Below are 15,408 nucleotides of genomic sequence, written 5' to 3'. Positions count from 1 at the left end.
CCGTGGCTTTTCAGTAGCCTTGGCATCTTGTGTAGAGACCATGGGGATGGAACGAATGGAATTGCGCGACCGGGTCAATCAGGCCCTCAAGCAGGCGATGCGGGACAAGGATGCCAGCCGTCTGGCCACGCTCCGCCTGATCAACGCCGCGATCAAGGATCAGGAAATCGCCGGGCGCAGCGCCGACGGCGCGACAACCGTGGGCGATCCCGAGATCATGGCCATCCTCGCCAAGATGACCAAGCAGCGCAACGAGAGCGTGCGCGCCTACGAAGAGGGTGGCCGTCTCGACCTTGCCGAGCGCGAGCGTGCGGAAATCGAGGTGATCGAGGAATTCCTGCCGCGCCAGCTTGACGAGAACGAGGTCACCGCCGCCATCGACAAGGCGATCACCGATGTCGGCGCGAACTCGATCCGCGACATGGGCAAGATCATGGGCAAGCTGAAAGAGCGCCATTCCGGGCAAATGGATTTCGGCGCAGTCGGCCCGCAGGTCAAGGCCCGGCTGGCCTGAAGCCAGCTAGCCGATCCGCTCGCCAAGCGCGGCAAGGGCGGTGGACAGAATGGCCTCGGGGTCGTGTCGGCTGACCGGCACGCCCTGCGCCTCCAATGCCTCGGCATGCCCCGCACCGCTCCCGCCGCCGTCGATCAGGGCCACGCTCTGGCCCAGCCAATAGGGCCGTGCCGCGGCCAGTTCCGCACCGATCAGATAGCCCGAAATCGCACCGGCCCGGCCCGACACCTCGGCACTGCGCAGATGCGCGGCAAGGCGTTCAGGGCGGCTCAGGCTGTCGCCAAGCGCACCCATATCGGCAGGCAGCGTGCCCCCAAGGGCCGCGATCAGGCGCGGGGTCAGGAAACTCTGGCAACTCACCGCCTCGCGCGCGCTCAGATGCACCCAATGGCTGAGCTGATCCGTCAGCACCAGCGCCACGCCGTCCCAGTCGGGCTGCGCTTCGACAAAGCCCAGTAGCAGCAGGCGCACCCAGCCATCGAGCACATCCGCCGGGCTGTCCTGTGTCAGGGCGGGCAAGCTGCGCCCCGGGGTGATGGGCAAAAGGGGGGGTGGGCAGATTGTCAGGCGCGCCGTCGCCGATGTGAAAGACCCGCTCCGGCACCGCTACCAATGCCGCGAGCGCCGCGTCGCGGTCCGGACCATGGGCACTGTCTACTACCCTGCCGCCGCGTTGCACAAAGGCCCGCGCGCGGTGGCCGTCATGGCCGACAATCGCGCAATCGCTCATGCTTGGCGGTCAAGCTGTGCCACGAGGCCTGACATGTCATAGCCTGCATCCGACGTGGCGCGCAGCACCTCGTCGGCCCCCAGATCGTCGTATTTCACAAGGCTCCAGATCATCGTGCAGCGCGTGCCGGTACGGCAATAGGCCAGCACCGGGCGCGGCATCTCGGCAAGGGCTGTCTGAAACTCCTCCACCACGCCTTGGGTCAATTGCCCCGAGGAAAACGGCACGCAGCGCACCTCGAGCCCCGCCGCACGAGCCGCATCGGCCACGGCGTCATAGGGCGTCTGGCCGAACTCTTCGCCATCGGGCCGGTTGCACAAGACCGCGCGAAACCCGGCCTCGGCGATGGCTGGCATGTCCTCGGGCGTGATCTGGGGCGAGACGGAGAAATCTTCGGTGATCTTGCGCAGGTCCATGTGGCCCTCCCTGAAAGCGTTGCCGACATATGCGCGAGAATCGCCCGCGAGATCAATGCCGCGCGCGGCTTGCCGCGCATGCGCCCCCACGCTATGCAGGCCGAAACATCACATGAGGAGCGGCCACAGATGAGCGATTTGCCGGGTATCGTGATCACCGGGGCCTCTGGGCGGATGGGGCAGATGCTGATCCGCACAGTCAGCGACAGCCCGCGCGCGCGTCTGATCGGCGCGGTCGAGCGGCCCGGTCATTGCTGGATCGGGCAGGACGTGGGCGCGGCCATGGGCGGCGGCGATCTTGGGGTGACGGTCAGCGACGACCCGTTGGAACTGGTGGCGGGCGCGCATGCCGTGATCGACTTTACCGCACCCGACGCGACGGTCGAGATGGCGACCCTGACCGCGCAGGCGCGGGTGGTGCATGTGATCGGCACCACCGGGTTTGACGACGGCCACCTGAAAAAGCTCGAGGCCGCCGCGCGTCATGCGGTGATCGTGCGGGCGGGAAACATGTCCCTCGGCGTGAATCTGCTGACGCAGCTGACGAAGAAAGTGGCGCAGGCGCTGGATGAGGATTTCGATATCGAGATCGTCGAGGCGCATCACAACCAGAAGGTCGATGCGCCTTCGGGCACCGCCCTCATGCTGGGCGAGGCGGCGGCCGACGGGCGCGGCCTGCTGCTCGATCACGTCAGCGACCGTGCCCGCGACGGCATCACCGGCAAGCGCGAGCGCGGCCATATCGGGTTTTCCGCCATTCGCGGCGGCGATATCGTGGGCGAGCATGACGTGATCTTCGCCGCCGCGGGCGAGCGCATCGTGCTACGCCACATCGCCACCGACCGCGCGGTTTTCGCACGCGGCGCGCTCAAGGCCGCGCTCTGGGGACAGGGGCGCAAGCCGGGGCAATATGACATGATCGACGTGCTCGGCCTGAACGACAACTGATCCAGATCCCGCCCTCACACGTATCTCGATACAACCTAGTGTGAGGGTTTTGATATGCGTGCCGTACTGATTTCCATCTTGTGTCTAGGCCTTGCCGGCCCGGTGGCCGCTGAGGGCTTCAACAACATCACCGACCGCGCGCGGTTCGTATCGCTGATCAAGGATCGCGACCTGACGCGCTTTGGCATTTCGCTCAACGTCACCCCCGAGGGCCAGATCAAGGGGCGCGCCTTTGGCCGCGACGTGACCGGGGCATGGAAATGGAACGGCGATTACTTCTGCCGCGACCTCTACTGGGGCAGCACCAATCTCGGCCCGAACTGTCAGGCTGTGCGCCTGCAAGGCAACAAACTGCGGTTCATCTCCGACCAGGGCAGCGGCCGATACGCCGACCTCTACCTGAAATAACGCGGCCTCAGACCAGACCACGCCCTTGGGAACATGTGCCCAGTTGTGCGCGGTAGCGCGTGGCGCGCTCTCCCACTTCGCCCGAGACCCGCAACAGCCACGGTTTGCCATTATAGCTACCGCGCGAAAAGCCGGTGCGCCCTTCGTGATAGGCAAGATACTGATTGCGCGCATCCAGCGGCGAAATCCCGAGGCGTTCGGTCGATTTCGCCATGTACCAGCCGATGAAATCCGCCGCGTCATGAATATCGCTGCGCCGTGCGGCAAAGCGATTGGTCTCGCGCTTGTACTCGTCCCAAGTGCCGTCGAGCGCCTGACTGTAGCCATAGGCGGAACTGACCCGCCCGGTCGGGATCACGCCAAGCGACCAGCGAAACGGCGTGCGCGCGTCGCTGATGAATTTGCTTTCCTGATAGATCGTCGCCATCTGCACATGGGCGGGCACGCCCCATCGTCGCGCCGACGCGTTGAATGCGCGCGCGTATTCGGGTCGCTCCGCGAGGATCGCACAGGCGTTATCGAGATTGCGCGGGGCCGTACCGTAACCCGTTCCGCCGCCACAGGAGGACAGCAGCAAAAATACGACCAAAGCGCGAAGAGTTCTGCTCATTTGCCTCTCGCTTTCTTCTTTTTTGCCAAGTCTAGCGGAAACGTGGGCCGGGGGGAATCACGAATTCGCGGATCGCGCCGCGGCGGTCTGTCCCGGTCCGGTTCACAGACTGTTTCCCTTATGTTTCAGCCGATGATTCGACAAACCGGCCTTGCACCGTCTAGTATGTGTGATAGGGGCACACTCGTTATGATTAAAACACGCGCGAAATATCACTTGGGCCAGGTGGTCCGTCACAAGAAACACCCGTTTCGCGGTGTGATCTTTGACGTGGACCCCCAGTTCTCGAATACCGAGGAGTGGTATGCCTCGATCCCCGAGGACAGCCGCCCCTCGAAGGAACAGCCGTTCTATCACCTGCTGGCCGAGAACGAGCAAAGCTACTACGTCGCCTATGTGAGCGAACAGAACCTCGTGGCCGACTACTCGGGCGAGCCGGTAGATCATCCGGACATCCCCGATCTGTTCGGACCGTTCGAGGACGGGCATTACCCGCTGCATTTCCAGTTGAATTAAGGCCGGTGCGGTGGGATCGCCCCCACCAGACACCGCCCCTGCACCCTCAATTCCCGAGCGCGCAACCATCCTTGCGCGGATCGCTGCCACCTTCCAGCACGCCATTCTCGTGAATATAGATCGCCTGCGCGCCGCCGATGGCCTCGGGCGGATCATAGACCGTGTGCCCCAGATCGGTCAGCGCCTGCGCTACATCCGGCGCGAAACCGCGCTCGACCTTCAGCCCGGTGTGATCGGCAAAGGCGCGCGGCGCGTCGATGGCCGTCTGCACATCCATCCCGAAATCGCGCAGGTTCGACACCATGCGCGCATGTCCGGTCGACTGATACGAGCCGCCCATCACGCCAAAGGGCATCGTCACGCGCCCACCTTCGGTCAGCATCCCCGGAATGATCGTGTGCATCGGGCGCTTTCCGGCCCCCAGTTCATTGGGGTGCCCCTCTTCCAGCGTAAAGCCCGCGCCGCGGTTTTGCAGCAGCACGCCAAACTTTTCCGATGCGATGCCCGAGCCGAAGCCATGAAAGATCGAGTAGATCAGCGAAACGGACATGCGGTCCTTGTCCACCACGCTGATATAGACGGTATCGCGATGCACCTGCTCGCTCAGCGGGGATGCGGCCTCCATTGCACGCTTTGGGTCGATCAGCGCGGCCAGCCGCGTTGCGGTCTCCGCTGACAGCATGTGATCCAGCCGCGCGGTATGGTCCGGGTCGGCGATAAAGCGGTTGCGCGCGTCATAGGCCAGCTTGGTGGCCTCGGCCTCGATATGCAGGCGCTCGGCTCCCATCGGGTCCATCCCGGCGATGTCGAAATGCTTGAGGATATTGAGCAGCAGGATCGCCGTGGCCCCCTGCCCGTTCGGCGGATGCTCGACCAGATTGGCGCCCTTGTAATCGCCGCTCACCGGCGTGGTGTAGTCGCAGCGTTGCGCGGCGAAATCCTGCGCCTGATGCACACCGCCAAGCGCGTTGAGCGCGGCCAGGATATCCTCGGCCACCTCGCCCTCGTAGAACGCGGCGCGGCCGTCGCGGGCCACGCGGCGCAGCACCTCGGCCTGACCGGGCGCGCGGAACATGTCGCCCACCCGTGGCGCGCTGCCCGTCGGCATGAAATGCGCGCGCCCATGTGCCTGAAGCGCCTGGCCCGCCGTCGGCCAGTCAAAGGCCACGCGCGGTGCCACCGGCACGCCCTCTTCCGCATAGCGGATCGCAGGGGCAAGCAGCGCATCCAGCCCCAGCTTGCCGTGATCGGCACTCAACTGGCAAAACGCGTCGATGGCCCCGGGAACGGTGACGGCATGCGCGCTGCGGAGCGGGATCACATCATGGCCCTCGGCACGCAAGGCCGCCGCCGAGGCACCGGCAGGTGCCCGGCCCGAGCCGTTGAGCGCATGCACAGTCTGGTCACCGGGGGTGTTGAACAGCACAAAGCAATCGCCGCCGATACCGGTCATCTGCGGCTCGCAGATGCCCAACAGCACCGCACCGGCAATCGCGGCGTCCACGGCGTTGCCACCACGTTCGAGGATGTCGATGGCGGTCTTGGCCGCAAGTGGATGAGACGTGGCGCACATCCCGTTCGTGGCATAGGTGGCCGAGCGGCCCGGCAGGTGAAAGTCGCGCATGTCGTTGCCTCATCTTGTGAATGGGGCAGACATTAGGACCTATCGCGCGCTTTGCCAATCGTCCGAACTGAAGAAGGGGAGAGACCTCGACGCCGCGCACTGGGTGGGGGCAATTACGCACGACGTCGAGGGAAGCCATATGCAGCTACAGGACCTGTTGTGACGGGGCCGTGCGGCACCAGTTTGCCTGGATTGCGGTGATAATGCGGCATGTTCCCCCATAGATTGAATCAGGCCGGGTTAAGGTTGAATTCCAGCGTCAGACGGTTCTCGCCGTCGCGGCGTTCATAGCTCAGCCGACTGCTCAGGGTGCGAATCAGCGACCAGCCGAATCCCCCTTCCGGCAGGCTTTCGCGCGGGCCGTCGATGGGTGGCAGGCCGGTATCGGGCGGACCAAGGCCCGGCAACGCCGCCCCCTGATCGCGCAATTCACAGCGCAGACCGGCGGCGGTCAGTGCAAGATCGAGCGCGATACCACCCGGCAGATCCGCCGGGTAGGCATGTTCCACGACGTTGTTCAGCGCCTCGGCAAGGGCGATCTCCACCGTGCCGCAGTTCTCTTCCGACAGGTTCGCAGCCCGCAGCCACGTCCGAATGCCGATCAGCAGCCCGCGCACGGCGGTCTGGGTGGCGATACACTCGACATGGATGGTGTCTGCCATGATCTGGGTCGGTCTCCGGGTCCTCTAGGGCTCGATGTGGCAGAGCGCCATCACCCGGTCGCGCGGGGGATAAGCCGGTCGAGGTTGCGGTGGATGGTAAAGATGGTGTCCATCCGCGTCAGCCGGAACACCTTGGCCACGTCCGGCGTCAGCCCCGCAAGATCGAGCCTGCGCCCCGCCTCATGATGCTTCATCGCCGCGACAATCGCCCCGAGCCCGCTCGAGTCGACAAAGGTGACATGCGACAGGTCAAGCACGACACGCGCAGGCCCATCCGCCACGGCAGCGCGCATCGCATCCTTGAAGGCGATGGCGGCGGCGGCGTCGATACGCCCGGCGTTGACCGTGATGACTGTCATGTCAGGATAAGGGGTGGTCGCGAGATCCATACTGCCTCCGGGATGATACGTAGTAATACAGGGCACGCTAGACCTGATTCGTTACCATCCGGTATTCAGGCGCAGAATTTCAGTGGGAGGATGCGAAATGAAAGAGGTTTTGATCGCCGGGGCGGCACGCACCCCGATGGGCGGATTTCAGGGCGATTTCGACGGCGTCGCGGCCCCTGTTCTGGGCGGTACGGCGATTGCGGCGGCGCTCAATGATGCGCGCACGGCAACGGTCGATGAGGTTCTGATGGGCTGCGTATTGCCCGCAGGACAGGGCCAGGCCCCGGCACGGCAGGCCGGGTTCCTGGGCGGCCTCGGCGAAGAGGTGCCCGCCACCACACTCAACAAGATGTGCGGCTCGGGCATGAAGGCCGCGATGACGGGGTTTGACCAGATCGCGCTTGGCCAGGTGCAGACGATTATCGCGGGCGGCATGGAATCGATGTCCTGCGCCCCCTACCTGCTGCCCAAGATGCGCGGCGGTGCGCGGCTGGGGCATGGACAGGTCGTCGATCACATGTTCCTCGACGGGCTGGAGGATGCCTATGACACCGGCCGCCTGATGGGCACCTTCGCCGAGGATTGCGCCGAGAAATTCCAATTTACCCGCGAGGCACAGGACGACTATGCCATCGCCTCGTTGCAGGGTGCGCTCGACGCACAGACATCCGGGGCCTTCGAGGGCGAGATCGCACCGGTCACGCTAAAAACCCGCAAGGGCGAGATGGTGATCACCGCCGACGAGCAACCCGCCAAGGCACGCCCCGAGAAGATCCCGCAACTCAAGCCCGCCTTTCGCGAGGGCGGCACCGTGACGGCGGCCAATTCAAGCTCGATCAGCGACGGGGCGGCCGCGCTGGTGCTGGCCTCGCGCGAGGCGGCGCAGGCGCAGGGGCTCAACATCCGCGCCCGCATCCTCGGCCATGCCAGCCACGCGCAGGCCCCCGGCTGGTTCACCACCGCGCCGGTTCCGGCCGCGCAAAAGCTGCTCAAGCGGCTGGGCTGGGGGATCGAGGATGTCGATCTCTGGGAGGTGAACGAGGCCTTCGCCGTGGTGCCCATGGCCTTCATGCACGAGATGGGTCTGCCGCGCGACCGGGTGAACGTCAATGGCGGGGCCTGCGCATTGGGCCATCCCATCGGGGCCTCGGGTGCGCGGATCATGGTCACGCTGCTCAATGCGCTGGAAAAGCGCGGGCTCACGCGCGGCATCGCCGCCATCTGCATCGGCGGCGGTGAAGGCACCGCGATCGCCATCGAGCGGGTCTGAGAGGGTCTAGCCGTCCAGATCGCGCCGCATCGTGGCCATGCCGCCGCGGCGCGAGAGTTCCTCGTACCCCGCCTTGCGGTAGAGGTTTAGGGCAGGCTCATTGTCGAGTTCGACCTTGAGCGTGATCGACAGCGCGCCGAGATCGCGCGCGGCGTCTTCGGCCAGCCGCGCCAGCTCCTCACCGGTGCCGCCGCGCATGCGTTCCTCGACAAAGACATATGTCAGGTGCCGCACCTCCGGCCCTACGCCCACGCGCAGCGCGAAGAAACCCACCTCGCAGCCTGCGTCGTCGAGCAGGTAGAAGGTCTCGTCATCCCGTTCCCCAACCCATTTCATCGCCCATTCGCCGGGGTCGAAGGGCTGTGCAGCATGCGGATTGACGAGCGCCAGATCGTCGGGATCGGCAAGAAGGCGGGCGAGCGGGGCAAGGTCGCGGGCGTGGTTGCGATGCAGGGTGAGCAGGGACATGGCCTCTCCTTGATATGGGATTCGGGTGTCGGGGCAAGGACTTGCCACGAGAGGCCGGTGGGATGCAACCGGTGGCCGTCGCCGCGAAGCTTTGGAGGTGAAAGGCGTTGAGTTGCCCTTGAAGCCTGTCCGCGCGAAACGCACCGAAGGTGCCGCGCGATCGTCATGCCAGAGGCATGCCTCCGGCATGACGCCGTCCCGCGGCCTGGCGATTTGATAGGGTGTGCAACGTGTCGAGGTTACAATGACTTGGCTAGCATAAAATACCCGCCACGAGCGTTGCATCGCCAGTCCCCGGCCCTGCGATCACGCAGCACCTTCTGGCGGGGTGCTATGTCTGCTCCAAGCCCACACTTCCAATCCTCTCACGGGACCCGACGCTTTGCACTCCCAACGCAACCCCCCTGCGAGGGGACTGGCCCCCGCCTGCGTGCCGTGGCATATCGCGACCATGACCATTGATTACGACAGCATCACCAAGACCATCGCCGCCCTCACCGAGGGCGAGACCGACACCGTGGCGCTGATGGCCACCGTGGTCTGCGAATTGCACCACGCCGATGACCGCTTCGACTGGACCGGGTTCTACCGCGTCACCGCGCCCGAGATGCTCAAGATCGGCCCCTACCAGGGCGGGCATGGCTGCCTGACCATTCCGTTTTCGCGCGGGGTCTGCGGGGCGGCGGCGCGCACCGGCGAGGTGCAGCGTGTCGATGACGTCGACGCCTTTCCCAGCCATATCGCCTGCGCCTCCTCGACCCGATCAGAGATCGTGCTGCCGGTGCGCAACGGGACAGGCGAACTGATCGCGGTGCTCGATATCGACAGCGACCGGCCCGGCGCTTTCACGCAACAGGACGCGGACCATCTGGCCCGCATCCTGTCACAAGTCTTCGGCAGCGTGTAAAAAAACCGGCCGGACCCGCCGGACTGCCTCAGCCGTTGGCGGCGACGTTCCGGTTGGCAGGCTTCGGCGCGGCTTTGCGCGCGCCTTTCTTGCGCCCGGCATTCGCGTCGATAAAATCGAGCACCAGCGGGCGGATGTTGTTGCGCCAGGACCGGCCGGCGAAGATACCGTAATGGCCCGCCTCAGGCTCCAGGTAGCTGGCCTTCATGCTGTCGGGAAGCCCGGTGCACAGATCAAGCGCGGCGACGCATTGCCCGGGCGCGGAAATGTCGTCCTTGCCGCCTTCGACGGTCTTGACCGCGACATCGGTGATCTTGCCCAAATCGACCGGGTGACCATCTACGACAAAGCGGTTCTGCGCGATTTCCAGCCCCTTGAAGATCCGCTCCACCGTCGAGAGGTAGAATTCAGCGGGCATGTCCATGACGGCGAGATACTCGTCGTAGAACCGGTTATGCGCATCGTGATCGCTGGCATCGCCTTGGCTCACACGCAGGATCTGATCGGTAAAGGCCTTGGCGTGCCGTTCTGCGTTCATCGACACGAAAGAGGCCAGTTGCAGCAGGCCGGGATAGACCTGACGGCCCACCCCCTTGTGGCTGAAGCCGACACGCTGGATCATGGTTTCTTCCAGCTGGCCCATGGTCACGCGACGGCCGAAATCGGTCACGTCGGTGGGGGTCGCGTCGGGGTCGATGGGGCCGCCGATGAGCGTGAGCGTGCGCGGCTGCGCCTCGGGGTCGAGTTCGGCGAGATAGGCAGTCGCGGCCAGCGTCAGCGGCGCGGGCTGACAGACGGCGATCACGTTGATATCGGGGCCGAGCGCCTTCATGAAATCGACAAGATAGAGGGTGTAATCCTCGATATCGAACTTACCCTCGGACACGGGAATGTCGCGCGCGTTATGCCAATCGGTGACATAGACCTCGCAATTGACCATCAGCGACTTCACGGTCGAGCGCAGCAGCGTCGCGTAATGGCCCGACATCGGTGCCACGAGCAGCACCTTGCGCGCCTGCTCTTCGCGGCCAGCGACGTTGAAATGGATCAGGTCACCGAATGCACGCGAGACGACGGTCTCGATGTTCACCAGGTGATCGCGCCCGTCCTCGTGGGTAAAGGTGCGGATACCCCAGTCGGGCTTGGCGGTCATCCGTTGAAAGCTGCGTTCCGTCACTTCGCCCCAGGCGGCCATCCATTGCAACGCAGGGTTTGGCACCATGCTGAACATCGGATAGGATGCCATGGAGAGGGCGGAGGCTCCCAGCCATTGGTTGGCATTGCGGAGGGATTCCATCAGATCGTAGGTGGCCATGTAGCGCATATTCGTCTCCTGTTTCGGGTGGGCACCCGGTTCCATTCGTCGCACTGCCCCTCCGGCCTTGACGACGATATGCTGCATAGCAGAAAATGTTAAGGGGAAATGATTGAAATGACAACGCATGACGATATCGCAGGCGAGAACGTTGAAAAGCTGAATGAAAATCTCGCTAAGGTCGAGCAGTTGTCACAGCGACTCATCCAGGCACTCGCGGCGCGCAAGCCCGCAAATCCGACATTGAACGCCCCCTCGCAAGAGCTGTTTTCCAAGGCGGCGTCGTCTTACTGGACCGAAATGTTCGAAAACCCCGGCAAGATCTACGAGCAGCAACTGGAATACTGGGGCAAGTCGGTGCGCCACTTCATGGAGGCGCAGCAGATGCTGGTGCGCGGCGAGGTGGCCGAGACGGAGGACGGGCCCGATCCGCTGGCGGGCGACAAGCGCTTTGCCAACCCGCTCTGGAACTCGCACCCCTATTTCAAATACATCAAGCGCCAATATGCCCTCAACGCGCAGGCGATCGAGCAGGCGCTGGAGGATATCGACGAGGATCTCCCCGCGAAGGACCGCCGCAGGCTGGACTACTTTGCGCATCAGATCATCGACATGATGTCGCCGACGAATTTCCTCGGCACCAACCCCGACGCGCTCGAACGCGCGATCGAGACCGAGGGCGAAAGCCTCGTGAAGGGGATGGAGAACCTGATCGCCGACCTTGAGGCCAATAATGGCGAGTTGGTCGTGCGGCTCGCCGATGACAAGGCATTCGAGCTGGGCACCAACATCGCCACCACGCCCGGCGAGGTGGTCTATCGCAACCGCATGATGGAGCTCATTCAGTACAGCCCCACCACCGAACAGGTGCGCGCCATCCCGCTGGTGATCTTTCCGCCCTGGATCAACAAGTTCTACATTCTCGACCTCAAGGCGCAGAACAGCATGATCAAATGGATCACCGATCAGGGCTATACCCTCTTCGTGGTCAGCTGGGTCAATGCTGATGCCAGCCATGCCGATGTCGGCATGGAGGACTATATCGACGAGGGCTTTCGGACGGCGATCCGCGAGGCCAAGGCGATCACCGGCCAAAAGCAGGTCAATGCCGTGGGCTACTGCATCGCGGGCACCACGCTGCACCTGACGCTTTCGCTGATGGCCAAGCGCGGCGACAAGTCGGTCAAATCGGCCACCTTCTTCACCGCCCTCACCGATTTTGCCGAACAGGGTGAATTCACCCCCTTCTTGCAGGACGATTTCATCGACGGGATCGAGGAGGAAGTGGCCGCGCAAGGCATGCTGCGCTCTTTCATCATGGGACGCACCATGTCCTTCCTGCGCTCGCGCGATCTGATCTATCAGCCCGCCGTGCGCAGCTACATGATGGGCGAGGCACCGCCCGCCTTCGACCTGCTATACTGGAACGGCGACGGCGCCAACCTTCCCGGGCGCATGACCGTGCAATACCTGCGCGGGCTGTGTCAGAGCAACGATTTCGTGACCGGCGGCTTCGATCTCTGCGGCGAGCGGCTGCATATCGGCGACGTCAAGATCCCGCTGATGTCGGTCACCTGCGAAAGCGACCACATCGCCGCCTGGAAAGACTGCTATCGCGGTTTTCAGCAGACCGGCTCCAAGGATCGCACCTTCATCGTGTCCGAATCCGGCCATATCGCCGGCATCGTCAATCCGCCCTCGAAAAAGAAATACGGCCACTACGCCAATGAGGATCTGAGCGGGTCCGCAGATGAGTGGATGGCCAACGCCACCTATCACGAAGGGTCGTGGTGGCCCCGCTGGGAAGCATGGCTCGCCAAGCGCTCCGGCAAGATGGTCGCGGCCCGAGAGCCGGGCGATTCGGAGCATCCCGCCCTTGCCCCGGCCCCCGGCACCTATGTGCGCAAAAAGGCAACCACCTGATTTTCATGGGTTCTTGACCTTGGGTTACTCAAAAATGCTGCAATGCAGAAAAACATCTTGAAATGCTGCACTGCAGCACGTATATTTCTCTCAGTTGCACAACACAGCGGATCACCCCGCTTAACCCGAGAGGACTTTACCAATGGCTAAGACCCAAGATTACACCGCGATGTTCAAAGACGTCATGGGCGCATTCCCCGTCGACACCAAGGCGATGGAAGACGCGTTCAAGAACCAGGCAACGCTCAGCGAGAAGCTGTCCGGCGTCGCCCTGACCGCAGCCGAGCAGTCGGCTGAAATCTCGAACAAATGGACCAAGGAAACCTTGGCCAAGATGTCCGAGATGGCGAAAGCCAAGGCAGAGCCCGCAGACTACGCCAAGTCGATGACCGATTTCGCATCGGCCAACGCCGAAGTGGCCGCCGAGAACATGGCCGCCTTCGCCGAAATCGCGAAGAAGGTTCAGATGGAAACCGTCGAACTGATGATGGCTGCCGGCAAGACCATGCAGGAAGACGCGACGAAGGTTGTCAAGAAAGCAACCGACGACGTGACTGCCGCGACGCAGAAAGCGACCGCCGCAACCAAGTGATAGCAGAATACATGCCCCGTCCCCTCCCTAGGGGCATGGACTGCGAAGGGCGAGCCGAAAGGCTCGCCCTTTCTTTTTTCTGCACATGCGTCTACTCTGTGCTGCAGCCGCATTCCTCGGGAGGGACATCCTTTGGCCGACACCCAAAAACCGTTACTTATCAAACGCTACGCCAGCCGCAGGCTCTATAACACCGAGACCTCCGATTACGTCACCCTGGAGGATATCGCCGAATTCATCCGCGACGGGCGCGAAGTTCAGATCATCGACCTGAAATCCGGCGACGACCTGACCCGGCAATACCTGCTCCAGATCGTCGCCGAACACGAAAGTCGCGGCGAAAGCGTCTTGCCGATCAACGTGCTCAACGACCTCGTGCGCAGCTACACGACGCAGGCCACCAGCGTGGTCCCGGAATTCCTCGCCGCCAGCTTCGAGATGCTGCGCGACGGGCAATCCAAGATGCTGGAGAACATGACCAAGGCCAATCCGCTCGCGGCGATGCCCGGCATGGAGGCGATGCGCGCTCAGCAAGAGGCGTTCATGAAGGCGATGACCGGCGGCATGCCCGGCATGGGCAGCACGACGCCGCAATCCGACGGCGATGCGCCGCGGGACGACGAAGATCTCGACGACATCAAGAAACAGCTTGCGGAGTTGCAGAGCAAGCTGTCGAAGATGGGCAAGTAACGTCCCATGGTCGAAAGCCCGGGCCGGATCACCCTCTGGGGCATAGAGGTGTTCATGGCCGCCGCCGACGAACGCTCGATTTCCGCCGCCGCCCGGCGTCTCGGGGCCAGCCCTTCGGCGGTCAGCCAGCAACTCACCAACCTCGAAGGCGCGGTCGGGGCCACCCTGCTGCAACGCAACGCGCGCCCCATCCGCCTGACCCCTGCGGGCGAGATCATGCACCGCCGCGCGCAGGTCATTCTCAACGAGGCCGCACAGGCGCGCGCCGAGCTCGCGATGTCGCATCTCTCGACGCTAACCCGCTTTCGCCTCGGCATGATCGAGGATCTCGAGGCGGATGTGACCCCGCAACTGCTGACCCACATGGCCGGAGAACTGAAAGGTTGCCAGTTCCTGCTGGAAACCGGTGCGAGCCATCATCTCTACGATCAGCTTGACGCCCGCTCGCTCGATATCATCGTCGCCGCCGAACTGGGCGGTGCCGCCGACTGGACCGAGGTGCACCCGGTGCTGCGCGAAGGCTTTGCCGTGGTCGCCCCGCGCGGCGTGATCAAGCCCGACCGCGACGTGCTGCGCCAACTCAAGCGCCTGCCGCTCATCCAGTACACGCAGCGCCATTACATGGGGCGGCTGATCTCATCGCATCTCGCGCGGGAAAATCTAAGCCTGCCGCACCGGTTCGAACTGGACAGCTATCATTCCATCCTCGCGCTGGTCGGACAGGGCACCGGCTGGTCGATCCTGACGCCGCTGGCCCTGATGCGCGCGCGCCGCTTCGCCGATCAGATCGACGTGCTGGAACTGCCGCTGGCCCCGCTGACCCGCACCATCAGCGTGACCGCGCGCAAGGGCATCTTGCAAGACATGCCCGAAACGCTGGCCGCCAAGCTAAAGCCGATCCTGCAGGAAACGATCGTCGATCCGGCGATCCGGCAGCACCCGTTCCTAGCCAAGGGCATCACCCTATTCTGAGCCGCGCCGCGCGGCAAAGAACGCCTTGAGCAGCGCCTCGGCCTCGCGCGCGCCGATCCCGTCGTAAACCTCCGGCACGTGGTGGCATTGCGGATGCGCAAACACCCGCGCGCCCTGTGCCACCCCGCCCGATTTCGGATCGTCCGCCGCGTAATAGAGCCGCGCGATCCGCGCCGCCGCAATGGCGCTCGCGCACATCGCACACGGCTCCAGCGTGACGTAGAGATCGTGCCCCACCAGCCGCTCCGAGCCGAGTGCAGCACAGGCGGCGCGAATCGCGAGGATCTCGGCATGCGCCGTGGGATCGTTCAACTCGCGTGTGCGATTGCCCGCAAGCGCCACGATCTCGCCCGAGGGGGCCACCACCACCGCGCCCACCGGCACCTCGCCCCGGGCACCCGCGGCACGGGCCTCATCCAGCGCCCGGTCCATATGTGTCGTATCTCTCATGTCG

The 15,408-nt window shown here is 64.0% G+C and carries 19 protein-coding genes; 10 read left to right on the top strand and 9 right to left on the bottom strand.

Annotated features, from left to right (window positions below; translation table 11 throughout):
• Positions 1-55 precede the first annotated feature (55 nt).
• Complete coding sequence (locus BMX04_RS05025; RefSeq protein WP_074785274.1) at positions 56-514, top strand: GatB/YqeY domain-containing protein; 459 nt, start codon at positions 56-58, stop codon at positions 512-514.
• A gap of 6 nt (positions 515-520) precedes the next feature.
• On the opposite strand, the gene BMX04_RS05020 is transcribed toward BMX04_RS05025, so the two are convergent.
• Together BMX04_RS05020 and BMX04_RS05015 are read right to left on the bottom strand one after the other, a co-directional pair.
• Positions 521-1,033, bottom strand: coding sequence for a 2-dehydro-3-deoxygalactonokinase (locus tag BMX04_RS05020; RefSeq protein ID WP_244888477.1), 513 nt, complete (start codon positions 1,031-1,033; stop codon positions 521-523).
• A 207-nt stretch (positions 1,034-1,240) separates the two neighbouring features.
• Positions 1,241-1,660, bottom strand: a complete 420-nt coding sequence (locus BMX04_RS05015; protein ID WP_074785273.1) for a protein tyrosine phosphatase family protein — start codon at positions 1,658-1,660, stop codon at positions 1,241-1,243.
• Between the two features lie 129 nt (positions 1,661-1,789).
• Here BMX04_RS05015 and dapB point away from each other — a divergent pair, with 129 nt between their 5' ends.
• Together dapB and BMX04_RS05005 are read left to right on the top strand one after the other, a co-directional pair.
• The gene (gene dapB / locus BMX04_RS05010; protein ID WP_074785272.1) at positions 1,790-2,608 is read left to right on the top strand and encodes a 4-hydroxy-tetrahydrodipicolinate reductase; all 819 of its coding nucleotides are present in this window, start codon (positions 1,790-1,792) and stop codon (positions 2,606-2,608) included.
• Positions 2,609-2,662: 54 nt separating this feature from the next.
• A complete protein-coding gene (locus BMX04_RS05005; RefSeq protein ID WP_074785271.1) occupies positions 2,663-3,016 on the top strand; it encodes a dihydrodipicolinate reductase in 354 nt (117 codons plus the stop codon).
• Positions 3,017-3,023: 7 nt separating this feature from the next.
• Here BMX04_RS05005 and BMX04_RS05000 read toward each other — a convergent pair whose 3' ends face one another.
• Positions 3,024-3,626, bottom strand: coding sequence for a transglycosylase SLT domain-containing protein (locus tag BMX04_RS05000; RefSeq protein ID WP_050662898.1), 603 nt, complete (start codon positions 3,624-3,626; stop codon positions 3,024-3,026).
• Between the two features lie 189 nt (positions 3,627-3,815).
• On the opposite strand from BMX04_RS05000, the gene hspQ reads away from it, so the two are divergent.
• On the top strand, positions 3,816-4,142 hold the full coding sequence (gene hspQ / locus BMX04_RS04995) for a heat shock protein HspQ (RefSeq protein ID WP_050662899.1): 327 nt from the start codon (positions 3,816-3,818) through the stop codon (positions 4,140-4,142).
• Between the two features lie 46 nt (positions 4,143-4,188).
• Here hspQ and BMX04_RS04990 read toward each other — a convergent pair whose 3' ends face one another.
• The 3 genes from BMX04_RS04990 to BMX04_RS04980 all read right to left on the bottom strand — a co-directional run bounded on the left by BMX04_RS04990 (position 4,189) and on the right by BMX04_RS04980 (position 6,817).
• Entirely contained in the window at positions 4,189-5,766 is a 1,578-nt protein-coding gene (locus BMX04_RS04990; RefSeq protein ID WP_074785270.1) for a gamma-glutamyltransferase family protein, read from the bottom strand.
• Positions 5,767-5,996: 230 nt separating this feature from the next.
• Entirely contained in the window at positions 5,997-6,428 is a 432-nt protein-coding gene (locus BMX04_RS04985) for an ATP-binding protein (protein WP_074785269.1), read from the bottom strand.
• Positions 6,429-6,478: 50 nt separating this feature from the next.
• Entirely contained in the window at positions 6,479-6,817 is a 339-nt protein-coding gene (locus tag BMX04_RS04980) for an STAS domain-containing protein (RefSeq protein WP_074785268.1), read from the bottom strand.
• 97 nt (positions 6,818-6,914) lie between these two features.
• Between BMX04_RS04980 and BMX04_RS04975 the strand changes: the two genes are divergently transcribed.
• Complete coding sequence (locus BMX04_RS04975) at positions 6,915-8,087, top strand: thiolase family protein (RefSeq protein WP_074785267.1); 1,173 nt, start codon at positions 6,915-6,917, stop codon at positions 8,085-8,087.
• A 6-nt stretch (positions 8,088-8,093) separates the two neighbouring features.
• Here BMX04_RS04975 and BMX04_RS04970 read toward each other — a convergent pair whose 3' ends face one another.
• A complete protein-coding gene (locus BMX04_RS04970; protein WP_074785266.1) occupies positions 8,094-8,555 on the bottom strand; it encodes a GNAT family N-acetyltransferase in 462 nt (153 codons plus the stop codon).
• A gap of 451 nt (positions 8,556-9,006) precedes the next feature.
• Between BMX04_RS04970 and BMX04_RS04965 the strand changes: the two genes are divergently transcribed.
• Positions 9,007-9,462, top strand: a complete 456-nt coding sequence (locus BMX04_RS04965) for a GAF domain-containing protein (RefSeq protein ID WP_074785430.1) — start codon at positions 9,007-9,009, stop codon at positions 9,460-9,462.
• Positions 9,463-9,490: 28 nt separating this feature from the next.
• Here the strand turns inward: BMX04_RS04965 and phaZ are convergent, their stop codons facing one another.
• On the bottom strand, positions 9,491-10,786 hold the full coding sequence (gene phaZ, locus BMX04_RS04960) for a polyhydroxyalkanoate depolymerase (protein ID WP_050662927.1): 1,296 nt from the start codon (positions 10,784-10,786) through the stop codon (positions 9,491-9,493).
• Between the two features lie 108 nt (positions 10,787-10,894).
• On the opposite strand from phaZ, the gene phaC reads away from it, so the two are divergent.
• From phaC to BMX04_RS04940, 4 genes are all read left to right on the top strand, one after another.
• Positions 10,895-12,700 (top strand): class I poly(R)-hydroxyalkanoic acid synthase, encoded by a 1,806-nt coding sequence (gene phaC / locus BMX04_RS04955; RefSeq protein WP_074785265.1) that lies wholly within the window; start codon positions 10,895-10,897, stop codon positions 12,698-12,700.
• 142 nt (positions 12,701-12,842) lie between these two features.
• Entirely contained in the window at positions 12,843-13,292 is a 450-nt protein-coding gene (locus tag BMX04_RS04950; RefSeq protein WP_050662904.1) for a hypothetical protein, read from the top strand.
• 132 nt (positions 13,293-13,424) lie between these two features.
• Positions 13,425-13,982: a polyhydroxyalkanoate synthesis repressor PhaR gene (gene phaR / locus BMX04_RS04945; RefSeq protein ID WP_050662905.1), complete on the top strand. Its 558-nt coding sequence runs from the start codon at positions 13,425-13,427 to the stop codon at positions 13,980-13,982.
• A 6-nt stretch (positions 13,983-13,988) separates the two neighbouring features.
• On the top strand, positions 13,989-14,954 hold the full coding sequence (locus BMX04_RS04940) for a LysR family transcriptional regulator (protein ID WP_050662906.1): 966 nt from the start codon (positions 13,989-13,991) through the stop codon (positions 14,952-14,954).
• Here the strand turns inward: BMX04_RS04940 and BMX04_RS04935 are convergent.
• Positions 14,946-15,404: a nucleoside deaminase gene (locus tag BMX04_RS04935; protein WP_074785264.1), complete on the bottom strand. Its 459-nt coding sequence runs from the start codon at positions 15,402-15,404 to the stop codon at positions 14,946-14,948. The two genes, BMX04_RS04940 and BMX04_RS04935, sit on opposite strands and share 9 nt — an antisense overlap.
• Positions 15,405-15,408: the final 4 nt, after the last annotated feature.

The sequence above is a fragment of the Roseovarius tolerans genome (assembly GCF_900109855.1).
Taxonomy (GTDB): Bacteria; Pseudomonadota; Alphaproteobacteria; order Rhodobacterales; family Rhodobacteraceae; genus Roseovarius; species Roseovarius tolerans.
Note: the sequence above shows the minus strand (reverse complement) of the source record. Positions and strands in the feature narration are given on the sequence as shown.

What these genes read in the sequence shown, in the direction of transcription:
- BMX04_RS05025 (WP_074785274.1), top strand. Translation starts at nt 56, where the DNA reads ATGGAATTGCGCGACCGGGTCAATCAGGCCCTCAAGCAGGCGATGCGG.
- BMX04_RS05015 (WP_074785273.1), bottom strand. Translation starts at nt 1,660, where the DNA reads ATGGACCTGCGCAAGATCACCGAAGATTTCTCCGTCTCGCCCCAGATC.
- dapB (WP_074785272.1), top strand. Translation starts at nt 1,790, where the DNA reads ATGAGCGATTTGCCGGGTATCGTGATCACCGGGGCCTCTGGGCGGATG.
- BMX04_RS05005 (WP_074785271.1), top strand. Translation starts at nt 2,663, where the DNA reads ATGCGTGCCGTACTGATTTCCATCTTGTGTCTAGGCCTTGCCGGCCCG.
- BMX04_RS05000 (WP_050662898.1), bottom strand. Translation starts at nt 3,626, where the DNA reads ATGAGCAGAACTCTTCGCGCTTTGGTCGTATTTTTGCTGCTGTCCTCC.
- hspQ (WP_050662899.1), top strand. Translation starts at nt 3,816, where the DNA reads ATGATTAAAACACGCGCGAAATATCACTTGGGCCAGGTGGTCCGTCAC.
- BMX04_RS04990 (WP_074785270.1), bottom strand. Translation starts at nt 5,766, where the DNA reads ATGCGCGACTTTCACCTGCCGGGCCGCTCGGCCACCTATGCCACGAAC.
- BMX04_RS04985 (WP_074785269.1), bottom strand. Translation starts at nt 6,428, where the DNA reads ATGGCAGACACCATCCATGTCGAGTGTATCGCCACCCAGACCGCCGTG.
- BMX04_RS04980 (WP_074785268.1), bottom strand. Translation starts at nt 6,817, where the DNA reads ATGGATCTCGCGACCACCCCTTATCCTGACATGACAGTCATCACGGTC.
- BMX04_RS04975 (WP_074785267.1), top strand. Translation starts at nt 6,915, where the DNA reads ATGAAAGAGGTTTTGATCGCCGGGGCGGCACGCACCCCGATGGGCGGA.
- BMX04_RS04970 (WP_074785266.1), bottom strand. Translation starts at nt 8,555, where the DNA reads ATGTCCCTGCTCACCCTGCATCGCAACCACGCCCGCGACCTTGCCCCG.
- BMX04_RS04965 (WP_074785430.1), top strand. Translation starts at nt 9,007, where the DNA reads ATGACCATTGATTACGACAGCATCACCAAGACCATCGCCGCCCTCACC.
- phaZ (WP_050662927.1), bottom strand. Translation starts at nt 10,786, where the DNA reads ATGCGCTACATGGCCACCTACGATCTGATGGAATCCCTCCGCAATGCC.
- phaC (WP_074785265.1), top strand. Translation starts at nt 10,895, where the DNA reads ATGACAACGCATGACGATATCGCAGGCGAGAACGTTGAAAAGCTGAAT.
- BMX04_RS04950 (WP_050662904.1), top strand. Translation starts at nt 12,843, where the DNA reads ATGGCTAAGACCCAAGATTACACCGCGATGTTCAAAGACGTCATGGGC.
- BMX04_RS04940 (WP_050662906.1), top strand. Translation starts at nt 13,989, where the DNA reads ATGGTCGAAAGCCCGGGCCGGATCACCCTCTGGGGCATAGAGGTGTTC.
- BMX04_RS04935 (WP_074785264.1), bottom strand. Translation starts at nt 15,404, where the DNA reads ATGAGAGATACGACACATATGGACCGGGCGCTGGATGAGGCCCGTGCC.